At 67.0% G+C, this 18,721-nt stretch carries 17 protein-coding genes; 11 read left to right on the top strand and 6 right to left on the bottom strand.

The genetic code is table 11. The features are described from left to right. Window positions 1-16 precede the first annotated feature (16 nt). From HNO81_RS03910 to HNO81_RS03885, 6 genes are all read left to right on the top strand, one after another. Window positions 17-421 (top strand): sarcosine oxidase subunit delta, encoded by a 405-nt coding sequence (locus tag HNO81_RS03910; protein WP_175316825.1) that lies wholly within the window; start codon window positions 17-19, stop codon window positions 419-421. After that, the gene (locus HNO81_RS03905; RefSeq protein ID WP_175316824.1) at window positions 418-3,360 is read left to right on the top strand and encodes a 2Fe-2S iron-sulfur cluster-binding protein; all 2,943 of its coding nucleotides are present in this window, start codon (window positions 418-420) and stop codon (window positions 3,358-3,360) included. The genes HNO81_RS03910 and HNO81_RS03905 overlap by 4 nt, the downstream gene beginning before the upstream one ends. After that, window positions 3,353-4,003 (top strand): sarcosine oxidase subunit gamma, encoded by a 651-nt coding sequence (locus HNO81_RS03900; protein ID WP_175316823.1) that lies wholly within the window; start codon window positions 3,353-3,355, stop codon window positions 4,001-4,003. Before HNO81_RS03905 ends, HNO81_RS03900 begins: the two co-directional genes overlap by 8 nt. Beyond that, on the top strand, window positions 4,003-5,418 hold the full coding sequence (locus tag HNO81_RS03895) for an L-serine ammonia-lyase (RefSeq protein WP_175316822.1): 1,416 nt from the start codon (window positions 4,003-4,005) through the stop codon (window positions 5,416-5,418). The genes HNO81_RS03900 and HNO81_RS03895 overlap by 1 nt, the downstream gene beginning before the upstream one ends. Window positions 5,419-5,421: 3 nt before the next feature. Further along, entirely contained in the window at window positions 5,422-6,318 is an 897-nt protein-coding gene (gene purU / locus HNO81_RS03890) for a formyltetrahydrofolate deformylase (RefSeq protein ID WP_175316821.1), read from the top strand. 220 nt (window positions 6,319-6,538) lie between these two features. Further along, window positions 6,539-8,020: an APC family permease gene (locus HNO81_RS03885; protein WP_175316820.1), complete on the top strand. Its 1,482-nt coding sequence runs from the start codon at window positions 6,539-6,541 to the stop codon at window positions 8,018-8,020. Here the strand turns inward: HNO81_RS03885 and HNO81_RS03880 are convergent. Beyond that, the gene (locus tag HNO81_RS03880; RefSeq protein ID WP_175316819.1) at window positions 8,007-8,636 is read right to left on the bottom strand and encodes an AmiS/UreI family transporter; all 630 of its coding nucleotides are present in this window, start codon (window positions 8,634-8,636) and stop codon (window positions 8,007-8,009) included. The genes HNO81_RS03885 and HNO81_RS03880 overlap by 14 nt on opposite strands. A 201-nt stretch (window positions 8,637-8,837) precedes the next feature. Here HNO81_RS03880 and gdhA point away from each other — a divergent pair, with 201 nt between their 5' ends. After that, window positions 8,838-10,175 carry an NADP-specific glutamate dehydrogenase gene (gene gdhA, locus HNO81_RS03875; RefSeq protein ID WP_175316818.1) on the top strand — a complete coding sequence of 446 codons (1,338 nt, stop codon included), beginning with the start codon at window positions 8,838-8,840 and terminating at the stop codon, window positions 10,173-10,175. Between the two features lie 12 nt (window positions 10,176-10,187). Here gdhA and HNO81_RS03870 read toward each other — a convergent pair whose 3' ends face one another. Beyond that, the gene (locus tag HNO81_RS03870; protein ID WP_175316817.1) at window positions 10,188-11,147 is read right to left on the bottom strand and encodes a helix-turn-helix domain-containing protein; all 960 of its coding nucleotides are present in this window, start codon (window positions 11,145-11,147) and stop codon (window positions 10,188-10,190) included. Window positions 11,148-11,312: 165 nt separating this feature from the next. On the opposite strand from HNO81_RS03870, the gene HNO81_RS03865 reads away from it, so the two are divergent. After that, the gene (locus HNO81_RS03865) at window positions 11,313-11,987 is read left to right on the top strand and encodes a DUF1345 domain-containing protein (protein WP_175316816.1); all 675 of its coding nucleotides are present in this window, start codon (window positions 11,313-11,315) and stop codon (window positions 11,985-11,987) included. Window positions 11,988-12,091: 104 nt separating this feature from the next. Here the strand turns inward: HNO81_RS03865 and HNO81_RS03860 are convergent, their stop codons facing one another. Both HNO81_RS03860 and HNO81_RS03855 read right to left on the bottom strand, forming a co-directional pair. After that, window positions 12,092-12,268 (bottom strand): CsbD family protein, encoded by a 177-nt coding sequence (locus HNO81_RS03860; RefSeq protein WP_175316815.1) that lies wholly within the window; start codon window positions 12,266-12,268, stop codon window positions 12,092-12,094. An 87-nt stretch (window positions 12,269-12,355) separates the two neighbouring features. Then, window positions 12,356-12,958, bottom strand: a complete 603-nt coding sequence (locus HNO81_RS03855) for a TetR/AcrR family transcriptional regulator (protein WP_175316814.1) — start codon at window positions 12,956-12,958, stop codon at window positions 12,356-12,358. A 120-nt stretch (window positions 12,959-13,078) separates the two neighbouring features. Between HNO81_RS03855 and HNO81_RS03850 the strand changes: the two genes are divergently transcribed. Both HNO81_RS03850 and HNO81_RS03845 read left to right on the top strand, forming a co-directional pair. Then, entirely contained in the window at window positions 13,079-15,019 is a 1,941-nt protein-coding gene (locus HNO81_RS03850; RefSeq protein ID WP_175316813.1) for a primary-amine oxidase, read from the top strand. Beyond that, entirely contained in the window at window positions 15,006-15,464 is a 459-nt protein-coding gene (locus tag HNO81_RS03845; RefSeq protein ID WP_175316812.1) for a hypothetical protein, read from the top strand. The genes HNO81_RS03850 and HNO81_RS03845 overlap by 14 nt, the downstream gene beginning before the upstream one ends. Window positions 15,465-15,471: 7 nt before the next feature. On the opposite strand, the gene HNO81_RS03840 is transcribed toward HNO81_RS03845, so the two are convergent. Together HNO81_RS03840 and HNO81_RS03835 are read right to left on the bottom strand one after the other, a co-directional pair. After that, entirely contained in the window at window positions 15,472-16,458 is a 987-nt protein-coding gene (locus HNO81_RS03840; protein WP_175316811.1) for an NAD(P)-dependent oxidoreductase, read from the bottom strand. A 102-nt stretch (window positions 16,459-16,560) separates the two neighbouring features. After that, window positions 16,561-16,848 carry a cupin domain-containing protein gene (locus tag HNO81_RS03835; protein ID WP_254703297.1) on the bottom strand — a complete coding sequence of 96 codons (288 nt, stop codon included), beginning with the start codon at window positions 16,846-16,848 and terminating at the stop codon, window positions 16,561-16,563. Window positions 16,849-17,388: 540 nt separating this feature from the next. Between HNO81_RS03835 and HNO81_RS03830 the strand changes: the two genes are divergently transcribed. Next, complete coding sequence (locus HNO81_RS03830; protein ID WP_175316810.1) at window positions 17,389-18,681, top strand: ammonium transporter; 1,293 nt, start codon at window positions 17,389-17,391, stop codon at window positions 18,679-18,681. Window positions 18,682-18,721: the final 40 nt, after the last annotated feature.

Genomic DNA, 18,721 nt, shown 5'->3' with positions numbered 1-18,721 from the left:
AAAAGGACTAACGCACATGCTGCTGATCCCATGCCCCAACTGCGGCCCGCGGGACGAAACCGAATTCCACTACGGGGGACAGGCCCACGTCCCGTACCCCGAAAACCCCAACGAGCTCAGCGACACCGAATGGTCCCGCTACCTCTTCTACCGCGAGAACCCCAAGGGCATCTTCGCCGAACGCTGGGTCCACAGCACCGGGTGCCGCCAGTGGTTCAACATGCTCCGCGACACCGTGAGCTATGACATCAAGGCCGTCTACCCGATGGGGGCAAAGCGGCCCGACCGCACCCCGGCCGGCGCACCCGAATCCGGGACTGCCAGCACCGGCCCTGACAGCACGACTACCGGAAGTGCCGCACCCAGCACCTCCACCACGAGCATCCTCAGCACCACCGCCCCGGAAGGAGCGACCAAGTGACTTCCCAGAACGCCCGCCTGGCTACCGGCGGCCGCATCGACCGCACCATCTCCTGGCGCTTCACCGTGGACGGGGAGGAATTCACCGGCCACCCCGGCGACACCCTGGCCTCCGCACTGCTGGCCAACGGCCGCATCGCCGCCGGCAACTCCCTCTACGAGGACCGCGCCCGCGGCATCATGTCTGCCGGTGTGGAAGAATCCAACGCCCTGGTCCGCGTGGAAGCCCGCTTCCCCGGCCACGTGGCCGAATCCATGCTGCCCGCCACCACCGTCTCCCTGGTGGACGGCCTCCAGGCCACCCTGCTCAACGGCCTGGGCAAGCTGGACCCGGAGGACGACCGCGCCGAATACGACAAGAAATACGTCCACACCGATGTCCTGGTGATCGGCGGCGGCCCTGCCGGGCTTGCCGCAGCCCGCGAGGCTGTCCGCACCGGTGCCAGGGTCATGCTGCTCGATGACCAGCCCGAACTCGGCGGCTCGCTGCTTTCCGGTTCCACCGCCCCCGGCCTCGCCGAGACCATCGAGGGAAAGCCTGCCCTCGAATGGGTGGCCGACGTCGAAGCCGAACTGGTCTCCGGGGCGGAATCAACGGTCCTGAACCGCACCACCGCGTTCGGCGCCTACGACGCCAACTACGTCATCGCCGTACAGAACCGCACCGACCACCTCACCAGCCCGGCAGCCGCAGGGGTGTCCCGCCAGCGGATTTGGCACATCCGTGCCAGCCAGGTGGTTGTCGCCCCCGGCGCCCACGAGCGCCCCCTGGTGTTCGAGAACAACGACCGCCCCGGCATCATGCTCGCCTCCGCTGCGCGCAGCTACCTGAACCGCTACGCCGTGGCCGCCGGTAAGCGCGTGGTGGTCAGCACCACCAATGACAGCGCCTACGCCGTCGCAGCCGACCTCGCCGCCGCAGGCGTCAAGGTCGCCGCCGTGGTGGATGCCCGCCCGGCCCTGACCGCAGCGGCAACTGCCGCCGTCGAATCCGGAATCCGGGTGCTGATCGGCAGTGCAGTGGCCAACACCTCCGCCGGCGCCGACGGACGCCTGGACGGCGTCACCGTCCGCAGCATCAACGACGACGGCGAGCTCACCTCCGGCGTCGAACAGATCGCAGCAGACCTGCTGGCTGTGTCCGGCGGCTGGAGCCCGCTGGTCCACCTGCACTCCCAGCGCCAGGGCAAGCTGCGCTGGGACGAGGAGCTGGCAGCCTTCGTGCCCAGCACCGAGGTCCCCGCCCAGCAGACCATCGGCGCCGGCCGTGGCTCCTTCGCCACCGAAGACTGCGTTGCGGAGGGCATCTCCGCCGGCGCCAGGGCGGCCATCGCCGCAGGCTTCGAATCCGTCGTCGAACCCTCCGTGTTCGGCGACCCGAAGGCCTCCGCCCCCACCCGCCAGCTGTGGCTGGTCCCGGGTGAGAGCGGCACCCCGGATGACTGGCACCACCACTTCGTGGACTTCCAGCGCGACCAGTCCGTGGCGGACGTCCTCCGCTCCACCGGTGCAGGCATGCGCTCGGTGGAACACATCAAGCGGTACACCTCCATCAGCACCGCCAATGACCAGGGCAAGACCTCCGGCGTCAACGCCATCGGCGTCATCGCCGCAGCCCTGCGCACCGCCGGCGAGGCCTCCCGCGGCATCGGCGACATCGGCACCACCACCTACCGCGCCCCGTTCACCCCGGTGGCCTTCGCCGCCCTGGCCGGACGCCAGCGCGGGGAATTGTTCGATCCCGCCCGCGTCACCTCCATCCACCCCTGGCACGTGGCCAAGGGCGCCCTGTTCGAGGACGTTGGACAGTGGAAGCGGCCCTGGTACTACCCGCAGGCCGGGGAGGACATGGACGCCGCCGTGCTGCGCGAATGCGCCGCCGTCCGCGAATCCGTGGGCTTCATGGACGCCACCACCCTGGGCAAGATCGAAATCCGCGGCAAGGACGCGGGGGAGTTCCTGAACCGGATGTACACCAACGCGTTCAAGAAGCTCGCCCCAGGCTCGGCGCGCTACGGCGTTATGTGCACCCCGGACGGGATGATCTTCGACGACGGCGTGACCCTCCGCGTGGACGACGAAACCTACTTCATGACCACCACCACCGGCGGCGCCGCCAAGGTGCTGGACTGGCTGGAGGAATGGCTGCAGACCGAGTGGCCGGAACTGGACGTGCAGTGCACCTCCGTCACCGAACAGTGGAGCACCATTGCCGTCGTGGGGCCCAAGTCCCGTGAGGTCATCGCCAAGGTAGCCCCCGAGCTGGCTGCCAACGGCGGCCTGGACGCCGAAGCCTTCCCGTTCATGACGTTCCGCGAAACCACCCTCGCCTCCGGCGTGCGGGCCCGGATCTGCCGGATCTCGTTCTCCGGTGAACTTGCCTACGAGATCAACGTTCCGGCCTGGTATGGGCTGAACACCTGGGAATCCGTGGCCGCCGCCGGGGCCGAATTCAACATCACCCCCTACGGCACCGAAACCATGCACGTGCTGCGCGCCGAAAAGGGCTACCCGATCGTGGGGCAGGACACCGACGGCACCGTCACCCCGCAGGACGCCGGCATGGAATGGATCGTCTCCAAGGTCAAGGACTTCATCGGCAAGCGCTCCTACACCCGGTCCGATGCCCAGCGCGAGGACCGCAAGCACCTGGTCAGCGTCCTCCCGGTGGACGGCACGCTGCGGCTGCCCGAAGGCACCCAGTTGGTGGAGAAGGGACGCTCCACCAACCCCGCCTACGGCCCCGTGCCGATGGAAGGGTTCGTCACTTCCAGCTACCACAGCGCAGCGCTGGGCCGCTCGTTCGGCCTGGCCCTGATCAAGAACGGACGCAACCGCATCGGCGAAACGCTGGTGGCAGCCGCCGGCGACCAGCTGGTGGACGTGGTTGTGGCAGAAACAGTGCTTTTTGACTCTGAAGGGACCCGTAAAGATGGCTGAAACAGCAGCATCCCCGACCTCCGCACAGGCCAACGCCGAGAAGAACCTCGCCGCCCGCGTCAGCCCGGCACGCCAGCTGGCGGACGGGTTCGCGGCCGGCTCCCTGGCCGGCACCGTTGAGATCTCCGAGGTGCCCTTCCTGACCATGGTGGGCCTCCGGGCCCTCGCCGGATCCGCTGCGGCGGAGCGCCTGGCCGGTGTCACCGGCGGCCTCCCCGCCCGTTCCGGTGCTGTTGCCGGCAGCGGCGACGTGTCCGTCCTGTGGCTCGGCCCCGCAGAATTCCTGGTGGTGGCACCCACAGAGGCGCACGAATCCCTCGGCGGAGACCTCATCCCCGCCCTCCGGGAGGCGCTGGGCGGCGACGCTGGCCAGGTGGTGGACCTGTCCGCCAACCGGACCACGTTCGAACTGACGGGCCCCCGTGCCCGCGACGTCCTGGAAAAGGGCTGCTCACTGGACCTGCACCCGCGGGTCTTCAAGGCCGGCACCGCCTTCTCCACGGAAATCGCGAACATTCCCGCCATCCTGTGGAAGACCGGTGACGAGTCCTTCCGGATCTTCCCCCGTGCTTCCTTCGCCGAGTTCCTGGGCCGGTGGCTGCTGGACGCCATGCGGGAGTACGCCTCGCCAGAGGTCCCCTGATGGCGCTCAGCGTCCTTGACCTCTTTTCCGTCGGCATCGGGCCCTCCTCGTCACACACGGTGGGCCCGATGCGGGCGGCGAAGCTGTTCGCGGACGGACTGAAAGGCGACGGCCAGCTGGCCGCCACCGCAAGGGTCCAGACCGAACTGTTCGGCTCCCTCGGCGCCACCGGCCGCGGCCACGGTTCGGACAAAGCGGTGGTCCTGGGGCTGAAGGGCCTGGATCCGGAAACCGTGGACACCGCCACCGCCGAGGACCAGGTGGCAGCCGCCGCGCTGGACGCGGAACTGCACATCGCCGGGGCGCACCGGGTGGACTTCAACTGGGAAGAGGACGTGGTGCTCCACCGGCGCAAGTCCCTTCCCGCACACCCCAACGGCATGACCTTCCGCGCCCTGGACCATGCGGGCGCCGTGCTGAGCGAGCGGAGCTTCTACTCGATCGGCGGCGGCTTCGTGGTGGACGGCGACGCCGAGGGGGCGGACAAGGTGGTGCCGGACGACACCGTGCTGCCGTACCCGTTCTCCACGGCGGATGAGCTCCTGCAGATCTGCAGCCGTGAAGGCATGTCCATCTCCGAGGTCATGCTGGCCAACGAACTCACCTGGCGCAGCGAAGCGGAACTCCGCGAACAGCTGCTGGGGCTCTGGGCCGTCATGCGCGAATGCGTGGAGAACGGCTGCAACGCCGAAGGCATCCTGCCCGGCGGGCTGAACGTCACCCGCCGCGCTCCCGCCCTGTTCCGTACCCTGACGGCCTCGGCCGCCACCGCCGAAGCAGCGGCAGCGTCGCCGTCGCCCGTCCAGGCACCGGCGGATCCGCTGCTGGCCATGGAATGGGTGAACCTCTTCGCCCTGGCCGTGAACGAGGAGAACGCCGCCGGCGGCCGGATCGTCACCGCCCCCACCAACGGGGCCGCGGGGATCGTGCCGGCCGTCCTGCACTACTACGTGAAGTTTGTTCCAGGGGCCGACGACGACGGTGTGGTCCGCTTCCTGCTGGCGGCGGCCGCCGTCGGAATCCTGTTCAAGCTGAACGCCTCCATCTCCGGTGCCGAAGTGGGGTGCCAGGGCGAGGTGGGCTCCGCCTGCTCGATGGCTGCGGCCGGGCTCTGCGAGGTGCTCGGCGGAACGCCCGCCCAGGTGGAGAACGCCGCCGAGGTGGGGATTGAGCACAACCTGGGCCTGACCTGCGATCCCGTGGGCGGCCTGGTGCAGATCCCGTGCATCGAGCGGAACGCGATCGCCAGCGTGAAGGCGATCAACGCGGCCCGCCTGGCCCTGCACGGGGACGGCAGCCACAAGGTCTCGCTGGACAAGGCGATCAAGACCATGCGCGACACCGGAGCCGACATGAAAACCAAGTACAAGGAAACCTCCCGAGGAGGCCTCGCCGTGAATGTGATCGAGTGCTGAGCCATGACTGTTACTGAAACCCATATCCCCGCCCCCAAGGCACCCACCACCGTGGAACACGTCCTGACCCTGGACTGCCCGGAAGGGCCCGGGATCGTCCACGCCGTGTCCGGGTTCCTGCTGGAGCACGGCTGCGACATCATCGACAACAAGCAGTTCGGTGAACGCTCCGAGGGCCACTTCTTCATGCGCGTGCACTTCGCCTCCGAAGGCGATGCGTCCACGCTGGAGGAACTGCGGTCCTCCTTCGCCCCGGTGGCGGAAAAGTTCGGCATGCGCTGGCAGCTGGAACGCCACGGGTCCAAGCGCAAGGTGCTGATCATGGTGTCCAAGTTCGGGCACTGCCTCAACGACCTGCTCTTCCGGGCCCGGATCGGCGAACTTCCGGTGGAAATCGTTGCGGTGGTGTCCAACCACCGGGACCACGAGACGCTGGTGGAGTGGCACGGCATCCCGTTCCACCACATCCCGGTCACAGCCGACACCAAGCCCGCCGCGGAAGCCGCGCTGATGGCGCTCGTGGACGGGCTCGACGTCGAACTCGTGGTGCTGGCCCGCTATATGCAGGTGCTCAGCGACGACCTGACCCGGAAGCTCGACGGCCGGGCCATCAACATCCACCACTCGTTCCTGCCCAGCTTCAAGGGTGCCAAGCCGTACCACCAGGCCTACGCCCGCGGCGTCAAGACCGTCGGCGCCACGGCCCATTACGTCAACGCGGAACTGGACGAAGGGCCCATCATCTCCCAGCAGGTGGTGGATGTGGACCACACGTACGGGCCCGAGGACCTGGTGGCCGCCGGCCGCGACACCGAATGCAAGGCCCTCTCCAACGCGGTGAAGTGGCACTGCGAGGGCCGGGTCATCCTGCAGGGCAACCGCACGGTGGTGCTCCGCTAAAGAGTCTAAACTGAAAAAAACTGTCAGCGCGGCTGGCTGCCTTCGGGCGGCCGGCCGCGCTTTTTTGTCTGCCCGGCTGCCCAGGAACCAGTGCCGCAAGATCCCGTACTGCGCTGACAATCAACAACCCGTCGCTGGTGAACAAAGGACTTCGGCGCCCCGCTGCCAGGCTGGATTCCACAGCAATTTTCCCGAACTCATGACCGTTAAGAAGGATCAAATGAGTATTTCGAATTCCGAGCCCCGGACCACTGACGCTCCGGCCAGGGAGCATTCAACGGCACTGCGGGCCGGCAGCATCGGCGTCCTGGGCATCCTCTTCTTCGTCCTGTCGGCCCAGGCGCCCCTCACCGGGATTGTAGGCGCCTCGCCACTTGCCGCAGCGCTCGGCAACGGTGCCGGCGCACCCGGCGCCTACCTGATCGTGGGCATCGTCATCGTGATTTTCGCCGTGGGATTCGTGGCGATGAGCCGCAAAATCCAGGCCAACGGCGCGTTCTACGCCTACGTCACCGCGGCGTTCGGCAGGAAGACCGGCGCCGGTGCGGCCTGGTTGGCCCTCCTTGCCTACAACACCGTCCAGGCGGCCATGTACGGACTCTATGGTGCCGCGTTCTCGGGCCTGCTTGCCTCGATTGGGCTGGGGGTTCCGTGGTGGCTGCTCGCCCTGGCCACCATGGCCGGCGTCCAGGTGCTGGGCTCCCTGAACATCGAGCTCGGTGCCCGCGTGCTGGCCCTGCTGGTGGGGCTCGAGGTGGCCATCCTGCTGCTGTTCGGCTTCACCGTCCTGCTCCACGGCGGCGGCCCGGAAGGCATCAGCGTGGCCGCGTCCTTCTCGCCCGAAGCCATCGGGGCCGGAGCGCCGGGCGTGGCCATCATGTTCGCCGTGGCTTCGATGTTCGGCTTTGAGTCCACGGCCATCTATTCGGCCGAGGCCAAGGACCCGCACCGCACGGTGGCCCGTGCCACCTACCTGTCCGTGGGCGTCATCTCCGTCTTCTTCTCCTTCATCTCCTGGATGCTGGTCAGCTACTACGGCCCGTCCCGGGTGATGGACGCGGCCGGGGCAGCCCTGGAATCCGGCGATGCCACCTCCTTCGTGCTCGGCCCCATGGTGGAGCTCTTCGGGCCCTGGGCCGGCGTAGTGGCAGGCATCCTGCTGGTCACCTCGCTGCTTGCCGGCATCATCGCCTTCCACAACGGCATCAACCGCTACCTGCACTCCCTGGCCTTGCGCGGTTCCATGCCTGCCGTGCTGGCCCGGACCAACCGGCACCGGGCACCTGCCGCCGCCGCCTGGATCCAGACCGCGGCCGCCGTCGTCCTGGTGCTTCCCTTCGCCATCCTGGCCCTGGATCCGGTCCTGACCCTCTTCTCCTGGTTCAGCGGCCTGGCCGTGGCCGCACTGCTGGTGCTCTACATGCTGTGCTCGGTGGCGGTGGTCAGCTTCTTCCGCCGCGGACGTGCGGGGGCGCAGCTGTGGCAGACGCGGATCGCCCCCGTCCTGGCGACGGTGCTGCTCGCCTGGGTCCTGTCCCTGGTGGTCAGCAACTTCACGGCGCTCATCGGCGGAAGCGCCGAAACAGCTGTGGCCCTGCTGGCCGCCGTGCCCGTCGTCTTTGCAGCGGGGGTGCTGGTGGAGTCAGCCATTGAGCGCCGCAACCACGCAGCGACCCTGGGACACGCGCTTATCCAGCGCTGACAGCTTTTCCCTCACTGGCCCGGCGTGGACTGGCAGGTCCGCGCCGGGCCAGGACGCGTGCCGCGGCGAAGATCCCTGCCACCACGGCCGCCCCCAGCCAAGCAGCCCCTGTGCTGCGGGGCCACACGCCGGACAGGCCCAGGAACGCCGGAACCGTGGCCGTGACCTGGCTGGCCAGGACCAGGGCCCATCCGGTGAACGGCTCCAGCCGCGCCGCGCCGAGGGCCGCGGAAACGAACAGCAGCCCCCACAGGACCGACCAGCCCACCCAGAGCACCGCGAGCAGCGGATCCGTAGCGAGCCAGGCACCTGCCAGCAGCAGCCCGAAGAACGCCACCATGCCGCAGAACCAGCCCAGCCCCGTCGAGCCCAGCCCCAGCAGGACATCCAGCCCGGCATAGGCGTACGTCAGCCCGAAGAGGAACATCCCGGCGGACGTCAGGAGGACATCGCTTCCGGCGCCGCCACCGGCGAGATAGACGACGCCGAGGACCAGTTGGGTGCCGCCGAGCAGCAGGCTGAACGTGGCGGCGTCGCGGCGGGGGAGCCGGCCGAGCGTGGCCAGACCGTTGACCAGCAATGCGGCGCCGGAAAGGAGCAGGCAAATGAAGGGCATCAGCGGTGCTCCGGGCCAAGGGAGGACGCGGAAATTTCTTTCGTTATGTGGAATCCGTGTGTCACATTACGGAGATTAGCCGAACTGGCCCGTCCCGCCTACTGATCCCCGGTCGTAATCCGATAGGTTGAAGAGTAAACCTATGGGGCGACGTTGCTTTTGCGCCGTCCTTCGTTTCGGCACAGAGGTAGGGAACAGTTCATGGACGCACGGCTCGAAGCCATCAAGGACACCGTCCTCGCGCGGAACCCCGGCGAAGCGGAGTTCCACCAGGCGGTGGTGGAGGTTTTTGAGAGCCTTGGTCCGGTCCACGACAGGCACCCGGAGTTCCTCGAGGCCGCCATTTTGGAACGCCTCTGCGAACCCGAACGCCAGATCATCTTCCGCGTCCCGTGGACCGACGACTCCGGCCGCGTCCAGATCAACCGCGGTTTCCGGGTGGAGTTCAACTCCGCCCTGGGCCCGTACAAGGGCGGCCTGCGGTTCCACCCGTCCGTCTACCTAGGCATCGTGAAGTTCCTGGGATTTGAGCAGATCTTTAAGAATGCCCTCACCGGCATGCCGATCGGCGGCGGCAAGGGCGGCTCCGATTTTGACCCGCGTGGCCGCAGCGACGCCGAAGTGATGCGCTTCTGCCAGTCCTTCATGACCGAGCTCTACCGCCATATCGGCGAATACACGGACGTCCCGGCCGGCGACATCGGCGTGGGTGGCCGCGAGATCGGCTACCTGTTCGGCCAGTACAAGCGCATCACCAACCGCTACGAATCGGGCGTCCTCACCGGCAAGGGGATTTCCTGGGGCGGCTCCCTGGTCCGGCCCGAAGCCACAGGGTTTGGGACTGTCATCTTTACCCAGGAAATGCTGAAAACCCGCGGCGCGTCCTTCGATGGCCAGCGCGTGGTGGTGTCCGGCTCCGGCAACGTGGCCATCAACGCCATCGCCAAGGCGGAGAGCCTCGGTGCCACCGTGGTGGCCTGCTCCGACTCGTCAGGCTACGTGGTGGATGAGGCGGGGATCGACGTCGCGCTCCTCCGCGAAGTGAAGGAAGTGCAGCGCGGCCGCCTGACGGACTACGCCGAACGCCGCGGGGGCGTCACCTACGTGGACGGCGGCTCGGTGTGGGACGTCGACGCCACGGTGGCGCTGCCCTGCGCCACCCAGAACGAGCTCGACGGCGACGCTGCCGCCCGCTTGGTGCGCAATGGCCTGGTGGCCGTCGGCGAAGGTGCCAACATGCCCTCAACCCGCGATGCCGTTGCCGTGTTCCAGGAGGCGGGCGTGCTGTTCGGTCCGGGCAAGGCCGCCAACGCCGGCGGGGTTGCGACGTCCGCCCTGGAGATGCAGCAGAACGCCAGCCGCGATTCGTGGTCCTTCGAGCACACGGAGGAGCGGCTCACGGAGATCATGGTCGGTATCCACGACCGCTGTGCCGCGACGGCCGACGAATATGGCGATCCCGGCAACTATGTGCTCGGCGCCAACATCGGCGGGTTCGTCAAGGTGGCCGATGCCATGCTGGCGCAGGGGCTGATCTAGAAAAAGCGTTGCTCAGGCGCCCCGGCGCCACTCGCTGGGCGGGACGCCAAAGGCGTCGCGGAACGTGCGGCTGAAGTGCGCGGCATCGAGGAAACCCCAGCAGGCGGCCACTGCGCCCACGGACTTGCCGGCATGCAGCGGATCCCGGAGGTCCCGGCGGGCCCCTTCAAGGCGCTGCGTCCGGATCCAGCTGGCTACGGTGGTTCCCGTCTCATGGAAGACGTTGTGCAGGTGCCGGGTGGAAATGAAATGCGCTGCGGCGATGCTTGCCGGGGACAGCAGGGGGTCGGCGATGTTGGCCTCGATGTATTCGCGGACGGAGACCGCCAGCAGTGCCTGCGGCTTCATGCGGTCCGGGGTGATGTCCATTTCCGCATGCAGCATGGTGGACACCAGATCCAGGGCATTGACGGCAAGCCGTGAGCCGCTGGGACCTTTGAGGACATCGAGGTTCGCAGACAGTTCCCGAATGAACTGGCCCACGATTCCGCTCAGGCCTCCGCTGCCCATGCGCACCGCAGCCAGTTGCCCAACGTAGTCGGCGGGCAGGGAGAGTGCGTCGCAGGGGAACATCAGCACCATAATCCTGGTGCTGTCCTCGAAGGCGAGCGTGTAGGGGCGGTTGGTGTCATAGATCGCCAGGTCCCCGGGCTGGAGGACGGCCTCGCGGTTGTCCTGGATCAGCAGGCCTGTGCCTTCAAGCTGGAGGTTTAGCTTGAAGTAGCGTTCATGGGCCTGGGCGATTAGGGCCGGAGTTCGGTGGACCTCGTGGGAGGCGGCGGTGACCTCCACGATGGACATCCGGTCCAGCACCCGGGCGCGCATTCGGCCCTGGAAGCCGTCCACATCGGCGGTGCGGGCGGTGAGGGGAACGAACGATTCCGCCACCAGGTGTTTCCAGTGGTCGAACGATGCAGCCACCCTGGTGGTCAGATCCTGGGGCGGTGTGCAGGCGGTAGATAAAGCTTGCATGGTTGTTCCTTGCGACGGATGGCCACTTCACGTTTTCCCCCGGAACTGTGTCCCGCGACACGGTCCACTCAGGCTAGTGGCAGGATGCCTGTTTTTCAACGGTTGGCGAAAATAAAAAGGCGGCCTTTCCAGCCGTGCCCCAGCCTCGCGTGCCATGATCGGGCCATGAGGTCCATGACGGCTGCCGGCGGCCACCCCCGGAACTTCAATTCCCGCGCGCACCACTCCCGGCTCCGGCTGCTGGTGATGTTCGCCGTCGGCCTGGTCGCGGCAGTGGTGGTTGGTGCGCTGGGGGCCTGGAACTACGCGCCCGCCCTCGGCTGGGCCGCCGCCTCAGCCACCTACCTCGTGTGGGTCTGGAGCGTGATCGGACACCTGGGCCCGGCGGCCACCGCGGCGCATGCCAGACGGGAGGATCCGGGCCGGGTCTTCTCTGATGCGCTGGTTTTGGGGGCGACAGTTGCCAGCTTCGCGGGGGTGGCCTTGATCCTGCTTGACGCCTCGGGTGAACAAGGGGGAGCCAAGGACGCTACGGTAGCCATGGCGCTGGGCAGCATCGCCCTCTCATGGTTTCTGGTCCACACTCTCTTCACCCTTCGATACGCGGCCATCTACTACCGGGACGGCACCGGCGTGGAATTCAATGAGGAGAGCCAGCCCAGGTACTCCGATTTCGCCTACCTGGCCTTTACGGTGGGCATGACGTTCCAGGTATCCGATACCGACCTGAAGACCACCGCCATTCGCTCAACGGTGCTGCGCCAGGCGCTGCTGTCCTACCTGCTGGGCGCCATTGTCCTGGCCACCACCATCAATCTGGTGTCGGGGCTGATCCACTAGGCTCCACGGCCGGGCGCGCACTGAGCCGGGCGCGCCGAGCCGGGCGCTTAAACGCCAATGGGTGCAACTCCGAGAGGAGCTGCACCCATGAATGCGAGCGTCTGCTAGTCCTTCTTGAAGGCATCCTTGACGTGCTCGCCGGCCTGCTTGAGGTCCGACTTGGACTGGTCCGCCTGGCCTTCGGCCTTCAGGCTTTCGTCGCCCGTGGCGTTGCCGGCGGCTTCCTTGCCCTTGCCGCCGAGCTTCTCTGCAGCATTGCTGATCTTGTCATCCAAACCCATGGAGATGCTCCTTACAGTCCGTGCTCGCTCCGGCAACTGCCGGAACCTGACCCCTAATAGTAAGCATACTTTCGAGTTTGGGGCTCATTATCTTCCGGGTTTTTTGCCCAGCAGGGAAAGATAGCCCTCGAGCTGGGCTGCATGGCCAAAGTCCGTGTGGCCGTCCGGTGCAAGGGCGGCTTCGATCTGCGCCCCCAGCAGCATGTTCAGCAACAGCCCGGCAAGGACGGAATCGTCGACGGCGGCGTCTACGTCACCGCTGTCCCGCGCCTCCGCCAGGAAGCGCCGGATGGTTGCCAGCCATTCGGCCATGGATTGCTGGTGAATGGCGGCCTTCCGGGGATCGTTGATGGCCCTTTGCCAGAAGGGAACCACGATGCGCGCCTCGTTGACGCGCTCGTCATCCAGGGGGAGGACCTCCAGGCAAAAAGCCCGCAGGGCGTCCAGTCCGGTCCGGCCGGCGCTGACCTCCGCAATGCGCAGGTTGGTCCTGTTGAACACATGGCTGAAGGCAAATTCGAGCAGGGTGTCCTTGGTGGGGAAATAGGGTTTGAGGGCGCCGTTGGCAAACCCGGCCTCCGTGGCGATCTCGCGCATGGTGGCACTTTCGAGGCCCTGCCGGGCAATGATCCGCCAGGTGGCATCCACCAGTTCCAGCCGGCGCTCGTCATGGTCAACTATCTTTGGCACCGCGGCCGCTCCCGGAAATTATTCGCTCAAAACCCTTGTGGGCCATGTTACGGACGTTTATTCTCTACAACTATAGAAAATAAACCAGTGGCCGGTAACGGCCCGGACAAAGGCTCTCCCATGACGCTTGCACCAACTGAAACTGCTTCAGCCTTCCGCCTCGCCACCGCGGAGGAAATCCTTGACGTCCGCGCCATCCTCCAGCGCGAAGGCCACCTGGGCCAGCAGCAGCGGATCGCCTACCTGGGATTGCTGGATCCGGCCCGGGGGAGCGGCGCGCTGACGTCCGGGCGCCGGTTCCGGGTCTTCATCCACGATGTCTCCGGAGCTGCGCCGCGTGACGTCGTCGTCTCCACCACGCAGCAAAAGGTGCTCTCCGCCGTCGAACTCGACACCGCGGCGACCGGCGAACTGCCGGTTCTGGAGGAGGAATTCGAGGTGGTGGAAGCCCTCCTGGCCACCGACGGACGCTGGCTGAAGGCGCTCGCGGACAGGGGGCTCGACGTCGGCAAGGTCCGGGTGGCGCCGCTGTCCGCCGGCGTCTTCGAATACGGCGAGGAGAAGGGCCGCCGGATCCTCCGTGGCCTGGCGTTCGTGCAGGACTTCCCGGAGGACAGCGCCTGGGCGCACCCCGTGGACGGGCTGGTGGCCTATGTGGACGTAGTCAGCAAGGAAGTCACCCAGGTCATTGATCTCGGCGCCATGCCCATCCCGGCCGAGCACGGCAACTACACCCACCCCGAACGGACCGGACCCATCCGCGATACCCAAAAGCCCATCAACATCACCCAGCCCGAAGGCCCCAGCTTCACTGTCGCCGGCGGAAACCACGTGGAATGGGAAAAGTGGAGCGTGGACGTCGGCTTCGATGTCCGCGAAGGCGTGGTCCTGCACAACCTGGCCTTCCAGGATGGCGGCCGGAAGCGGCAGATCATCAACCGTGCCTCCATCGCCGAAATGGTGGTCCCGTACGGCGACCCCTCGCCCATCCGGTCCTGGCAGAACTACTTCGACACCGGCGAATACCTGGTGGGCCAGTACGCCAACTCGCTGGAGCTGGGCTGTGACTGCCTGGGCGAGATTACCTACCTCAGTCCCGTCATCAGTGACGCGTTCGGCAACCCGCGGGAAATCCGCAACGGCATCTGCATGCACGAGGAGGACTGGAGCATCCTCTCCAAGCACTCCGACCTCTGGAGCGGCGTCACCTATACCCGCCGCAACCGCCGTCTGGTGATCTCCTTCTTCACCACCATCGGCAACTACGACTACGGCTTCTACTGGTACCTCTACCTTGACGGCACCATCGAATTCGAGGCCAAGGCCACCGGCATCGTCTTCACGTCCGCGTTCCCGGAAGGCGGGTCGGACAACATCTCCCAACTGGCGCCGGGCCTGGGTGCACCTTTCCACCAGCACCTCTTCAGCGCCCGGCTGGACATGGCCATCGACGGGTTCACCAACCGGGTGGAGGAGGAAGACGTCATCCGCCAGGCCATGGGGCCCGGGAATGAGCGCGGCAATGCCTTCTCCCGCAGGCGCACCGTCCTGGCCCGCGAATCCGAGGGCGTCCGGGAAGCCGATGCCCGGGCCGGCCGTACCTGGATCATCTCCAACCCTGAATCCCGCAACCGGTTGGGGGAGCCGGTGGGCTACAAGCTGCACTCCCACAACCAGCCCACGCTGCTGGCTGACCCGGACTCCTCCATTGCCCGCCGCGCAGCCTTCGCCACCAAGGACCTCTGGGTTACCCGCTACGCCGAGGATGAGCGTTACCCCACGGGTGACTTCGTGAACCAGCACGCCGGCGGCGCGGGCCTCCCGGCCTATGTGGCGCAGGACCGGGACATCGACGGCCAGGACATCGTGGTGTGGCACACCTTCGGCCTCACCCACTTTCCCCGGGTGGAGGACTGGCCCATCATGCCCGTGGACACTGTGGGATTCAAGCTGCGGCCTGAGGGCTTCTTTGACCGCAGCCCGGTCCTGGACGTCCCCGCCAACCCCAACAAGCAGGTATCGTCCTGCCACAGTGAGGGCGGCAGCGGTGCCTGCCACTAGCCTCGCCCCCGCCACCGCAGGGAGTACGACGGCGGCAGGCCGGGTCCGTGCCACAGGTCCCGTCCTGCATCCCCGGCTGGTGGCCGTGGTGACCGCCTTCTCCTGTGCGGCCCACGTCTGGCTGGCCGCATCCGGTCACCACGGTGCCTGGATCAGTGTCCTCATGCTGGCGCTCGCCGCCGTCTGCGTTCCCTGCACCTTCCATATCTGGCGGCACTGCCGGGTGGGAGCGCTGCACCGGGTCACCGCCGCTGCCGTGGCAATGGCTGCCCTGCACGCCGCCCTGCTGCTCACCGCCGGTGGCTCCGGGCATGCCCATGGTGCCCGGCCGGCGTCGTCCGCTGCTGTTGGCGCCGGCAGCACGGACCTGCTGCTGGTGATTGCCCTGGAACTGGCCACAGCCCTGCTCGCTGCCACGCTGGTGGCGCGGTTGCGCCGCCCGTAGTGCTGGGTCAGCCGGCCGGGACGCCGAGTGGCCGGGCGACGTGGAGCTGTTCGTGGTCCACAAGCCACTGGATCGATTCGAAGATGGCCTGCTCCGGCTCGTACCGGGGCGCGTAGCCCAGCACCGAAGCCGCTTTCTCGATGCTGAAGCACTGGCTGCGGTAAAGGTGGTTCCAGCTCGCATCCGCGTGCTCGTGGGAAGTGTCCTCCCGGAACCGCTCCCAGGAGACCGGCTCCAGCACGGCGGCGTGGCCGAACCAGGCGGCGGCGATGTCCACGTAGCCGCGGACTGTCAGCGCGGTGGGGGCAACGATATTGAAGTCCTCACCGGCGGCGGCCTCACGCCGGGCAAGGGCCTTCTCGAATGCCTGCGCGACATCATCGGCGTGCACGTGGTGCATGAGTTCGGTGCCGCTGCCGGGAACATGGACGGGCTGCCCGGCGGAGATCGTCTGCCAGACGGTGGGATCGAGGTTTCCGAGCGGTCCCACCGGCTGCCAGCCCGGCCCGACGATGTGGCCGGGATGCAGCGACGTGGTGGCCAGTCCGCCGCGGGCGGTTTCCTCCTTGAGCATCAGGGCGATCCTGTTCTTCTGGACGCCGTACTCGCCAAAGGGTTCGGCGGCCGAATCCGATCCCTCCCGGATGGGAAGCTTCAGGCTCTGCCCGTACCGCCAGACGGAGCCGCAGTGGAGCAGGTGCCCCACCTCTCCGCGCAGCCGCTGCACCAGTGCAGTTGCCGATTCGAGGGTGAAGCAGACCAAATCCACCACGGCATCGGGTTTCAGTGCAGCCACCCGGTCCGCGAACGTTCCGTCCTGGTCCTCTGCCTGCCGGTCCGCGCCGACCTGGTGCACCTGCTGCCATTCGGGTGCATCCGTGTAGGGCGTGCTGGTGCCGCGGCTGATGTTGGTGACCTCGTGGCCCGCCCGGACCAGCCGGGGAACCAGGTATGAACCGATGTGGCCGCTGCCGCCGATGACGGTGACTCTCATTGCTCTCCGATCGTTGCGTTTCCTCAACGGTAGGGCCGCGGCGGCAGGAGAGGGAGGGTCTGGCAGTCCTCCCTTTCCTGAAGGTTGGCGCGGAGTGGCTGGTCAGGCGGGTTTGGCGAACTCCGCTGCGCTCATCACTTCGTAGCAGACGTAGGTCCCGCCGCCTTCCACCCAGGCGTCATGGCCGGCCGGTATGGAATAGGCGTCCCCGGCATTGATGGTCATCTGGTTTCCGTCGGCCATCTGCACGGTGAGCGTCCCGGCGACGCAGACGCCCAGGTGGTTCACCTGGCAGGTGTCCGTGTGGACCACCGTCTTGACGGTCTCCGACCAGCGCCAGCCGGGCTCGAAAGTGAAACGGCCCAAGGTGGCGCCGCCGATGTTGACCACGTCTACCTGGTTTGGGGCGGCCGGCGCTTTTCATCCGGCTGGTCAAAGGATTTGGACTCCAGGCTCTTCACCGTTACTGCGGGCATTTCTGGCTCCTTCGTAAGGAGTGTTTATTGAGTTCGTCCGGGGCTGTTCGCTGCCGGGAAATGGGGCGGGCAGGGCGGGGTGTGCCCCGTCCAGAGCCTGCCGCCCCGTGGATTAACGCTCTCAATCTGCTCCTGCGCGCAGCCCATGTCAATGACGGAATTCCGGCTCTTTGCCGCCGTTGACGTTCCCCTGACCGGCCCGCGCACGATGCGTCCGGGGCGGTACTTCTGCGCGGTACTCCTGCGCGTCGCGTGACGCCTGAAACTCGCACGCAATTGGCTGAAACCACCATTTAACACAGCCGAAACCCAGCCCGGGATGGCCGCCATACTCTGGTATCAGACGGCGCAAGCCGCCCCTCTGCCGGCCGTGGTTTCTCCCCCCACGTCCCACTTAACGGAACGGCCCTGACGGCAACTTACCGTTCTTTTCGCATCTTGAAAGGGGTTTCCCATGGACTCGGGAAATGTCGCTTGGATTTTGGCCAGCTCGGCGCTGGTGTGCATGATGATCCCCGCCCTGGCCCTGTTTTACGGGGGCATGGTGGGATCCCGCCGCATCCTGAACATGATGATGATGTGCTTCGGCGGCGCCAGCCTGGTGGCCGTCCTCTGGGCACTGTTCGGGTACTCGATGGCCTTCGGAAACTCCGTGGGCGGACTGGGACTCATCGGTGACGTCACCGAGTTTCCGGGCATGGGGCAGCTGCTCGCCAAGGACGATTCAGCGTCCATTCCGGTCATCCTGTTTGCTGCGTTCCAGCTCTTCTTCGCCTGCGTCACCACCGCCCTGGTGGCCGGTGCCGCCGCGGGCCGCATGAAGTTCGGCGCCTGGATGCTGTTCGCCGGCATCTGGGCCACGGTTGTCTATTTCCCCGTCGCCCACTGGGTGTTCGCCTTCAACTCGGCGGACGGCAGCACTGTTGGCGGGTGGATCGCCAACGGTATCAAGGCCATCGACTTCGCCGGCGGCACCGCGGTGCACATGAATGCCGGCGCCGCGGCCCTGGCCCTGGCCCTGGTCCTGGGAAAGAGCTCAGGCTGGCCCAAGATGGAGCACACCAAGCCGCACAGCCGGCCGCTGGTACTGGTGGGAGCAGGCCTGCTGTGGGTCGGCTGGTTCGGCTTCAATGCCGGCTCCGCCCTCTCCGCCGGCCAGTCGGCGGCGGTGGTGTTCCTGAATACCGCCGTTGCCGCGTCCGCAGGCCTGCTTGCCTGGGCCCTGGTTGAGCGGGTCCGCCACGGCGCAGCCACCAGCATGGGCGCTGCCTCCGGCTTGATTTCCGCGCTGGTGGCCATCACCCCTGCCTGCGGTGCAGTCAGCCCGCTGGGTGCCGTAGCCATCGGGGCTGTGGCCGGGGCCGTCTGCTCGCTGGCCATCGAGTTGAAGTTCCGGCTGGGCTTTGACGATTCCCTCGACGTCGTCGGCGTGCACCTGGTGGGCGGCATCCTGGGTACGCTGCTGATCGGCCTCTTCGCCACCGACGCCGCGCCCAACGCAGTAAGCGGGCTCTTCTACGGCGGCGGGTTCGAGCTGCTGGGCATCCAGGCCCTGGCCACGGTCACGGTGCTGGCCTACTCCTTCGGCATCACCTGGATCCTGGCGAAGATCCTGGACAAGGCCATGGGCGGCCTGCGCATCAAGCCCGAGGACGAACTGCGCGGCATCGACCTCGCCGCACACTCCGAACTGGCATACCTGACCGACGAGGACCCGGTGGAGCTGGGGTCACCGCAGCGGGTCTAGTTCCGGTCCCGACCTTCCAGCAAACAGCAGGGGCCAAACC

This window comes from Pseudarthrobacter sp. C4D7 (assembly GCF_013359725.1).
Taxonomy (GTDB): Bacteria; Actinomycetota; Actinomycetes; order Actinomycetales; family Micrococcaceae; genus Arthrobacter.
This window is presented reverse-complemented; position numbering and strand designations above follow the sequence as displayed.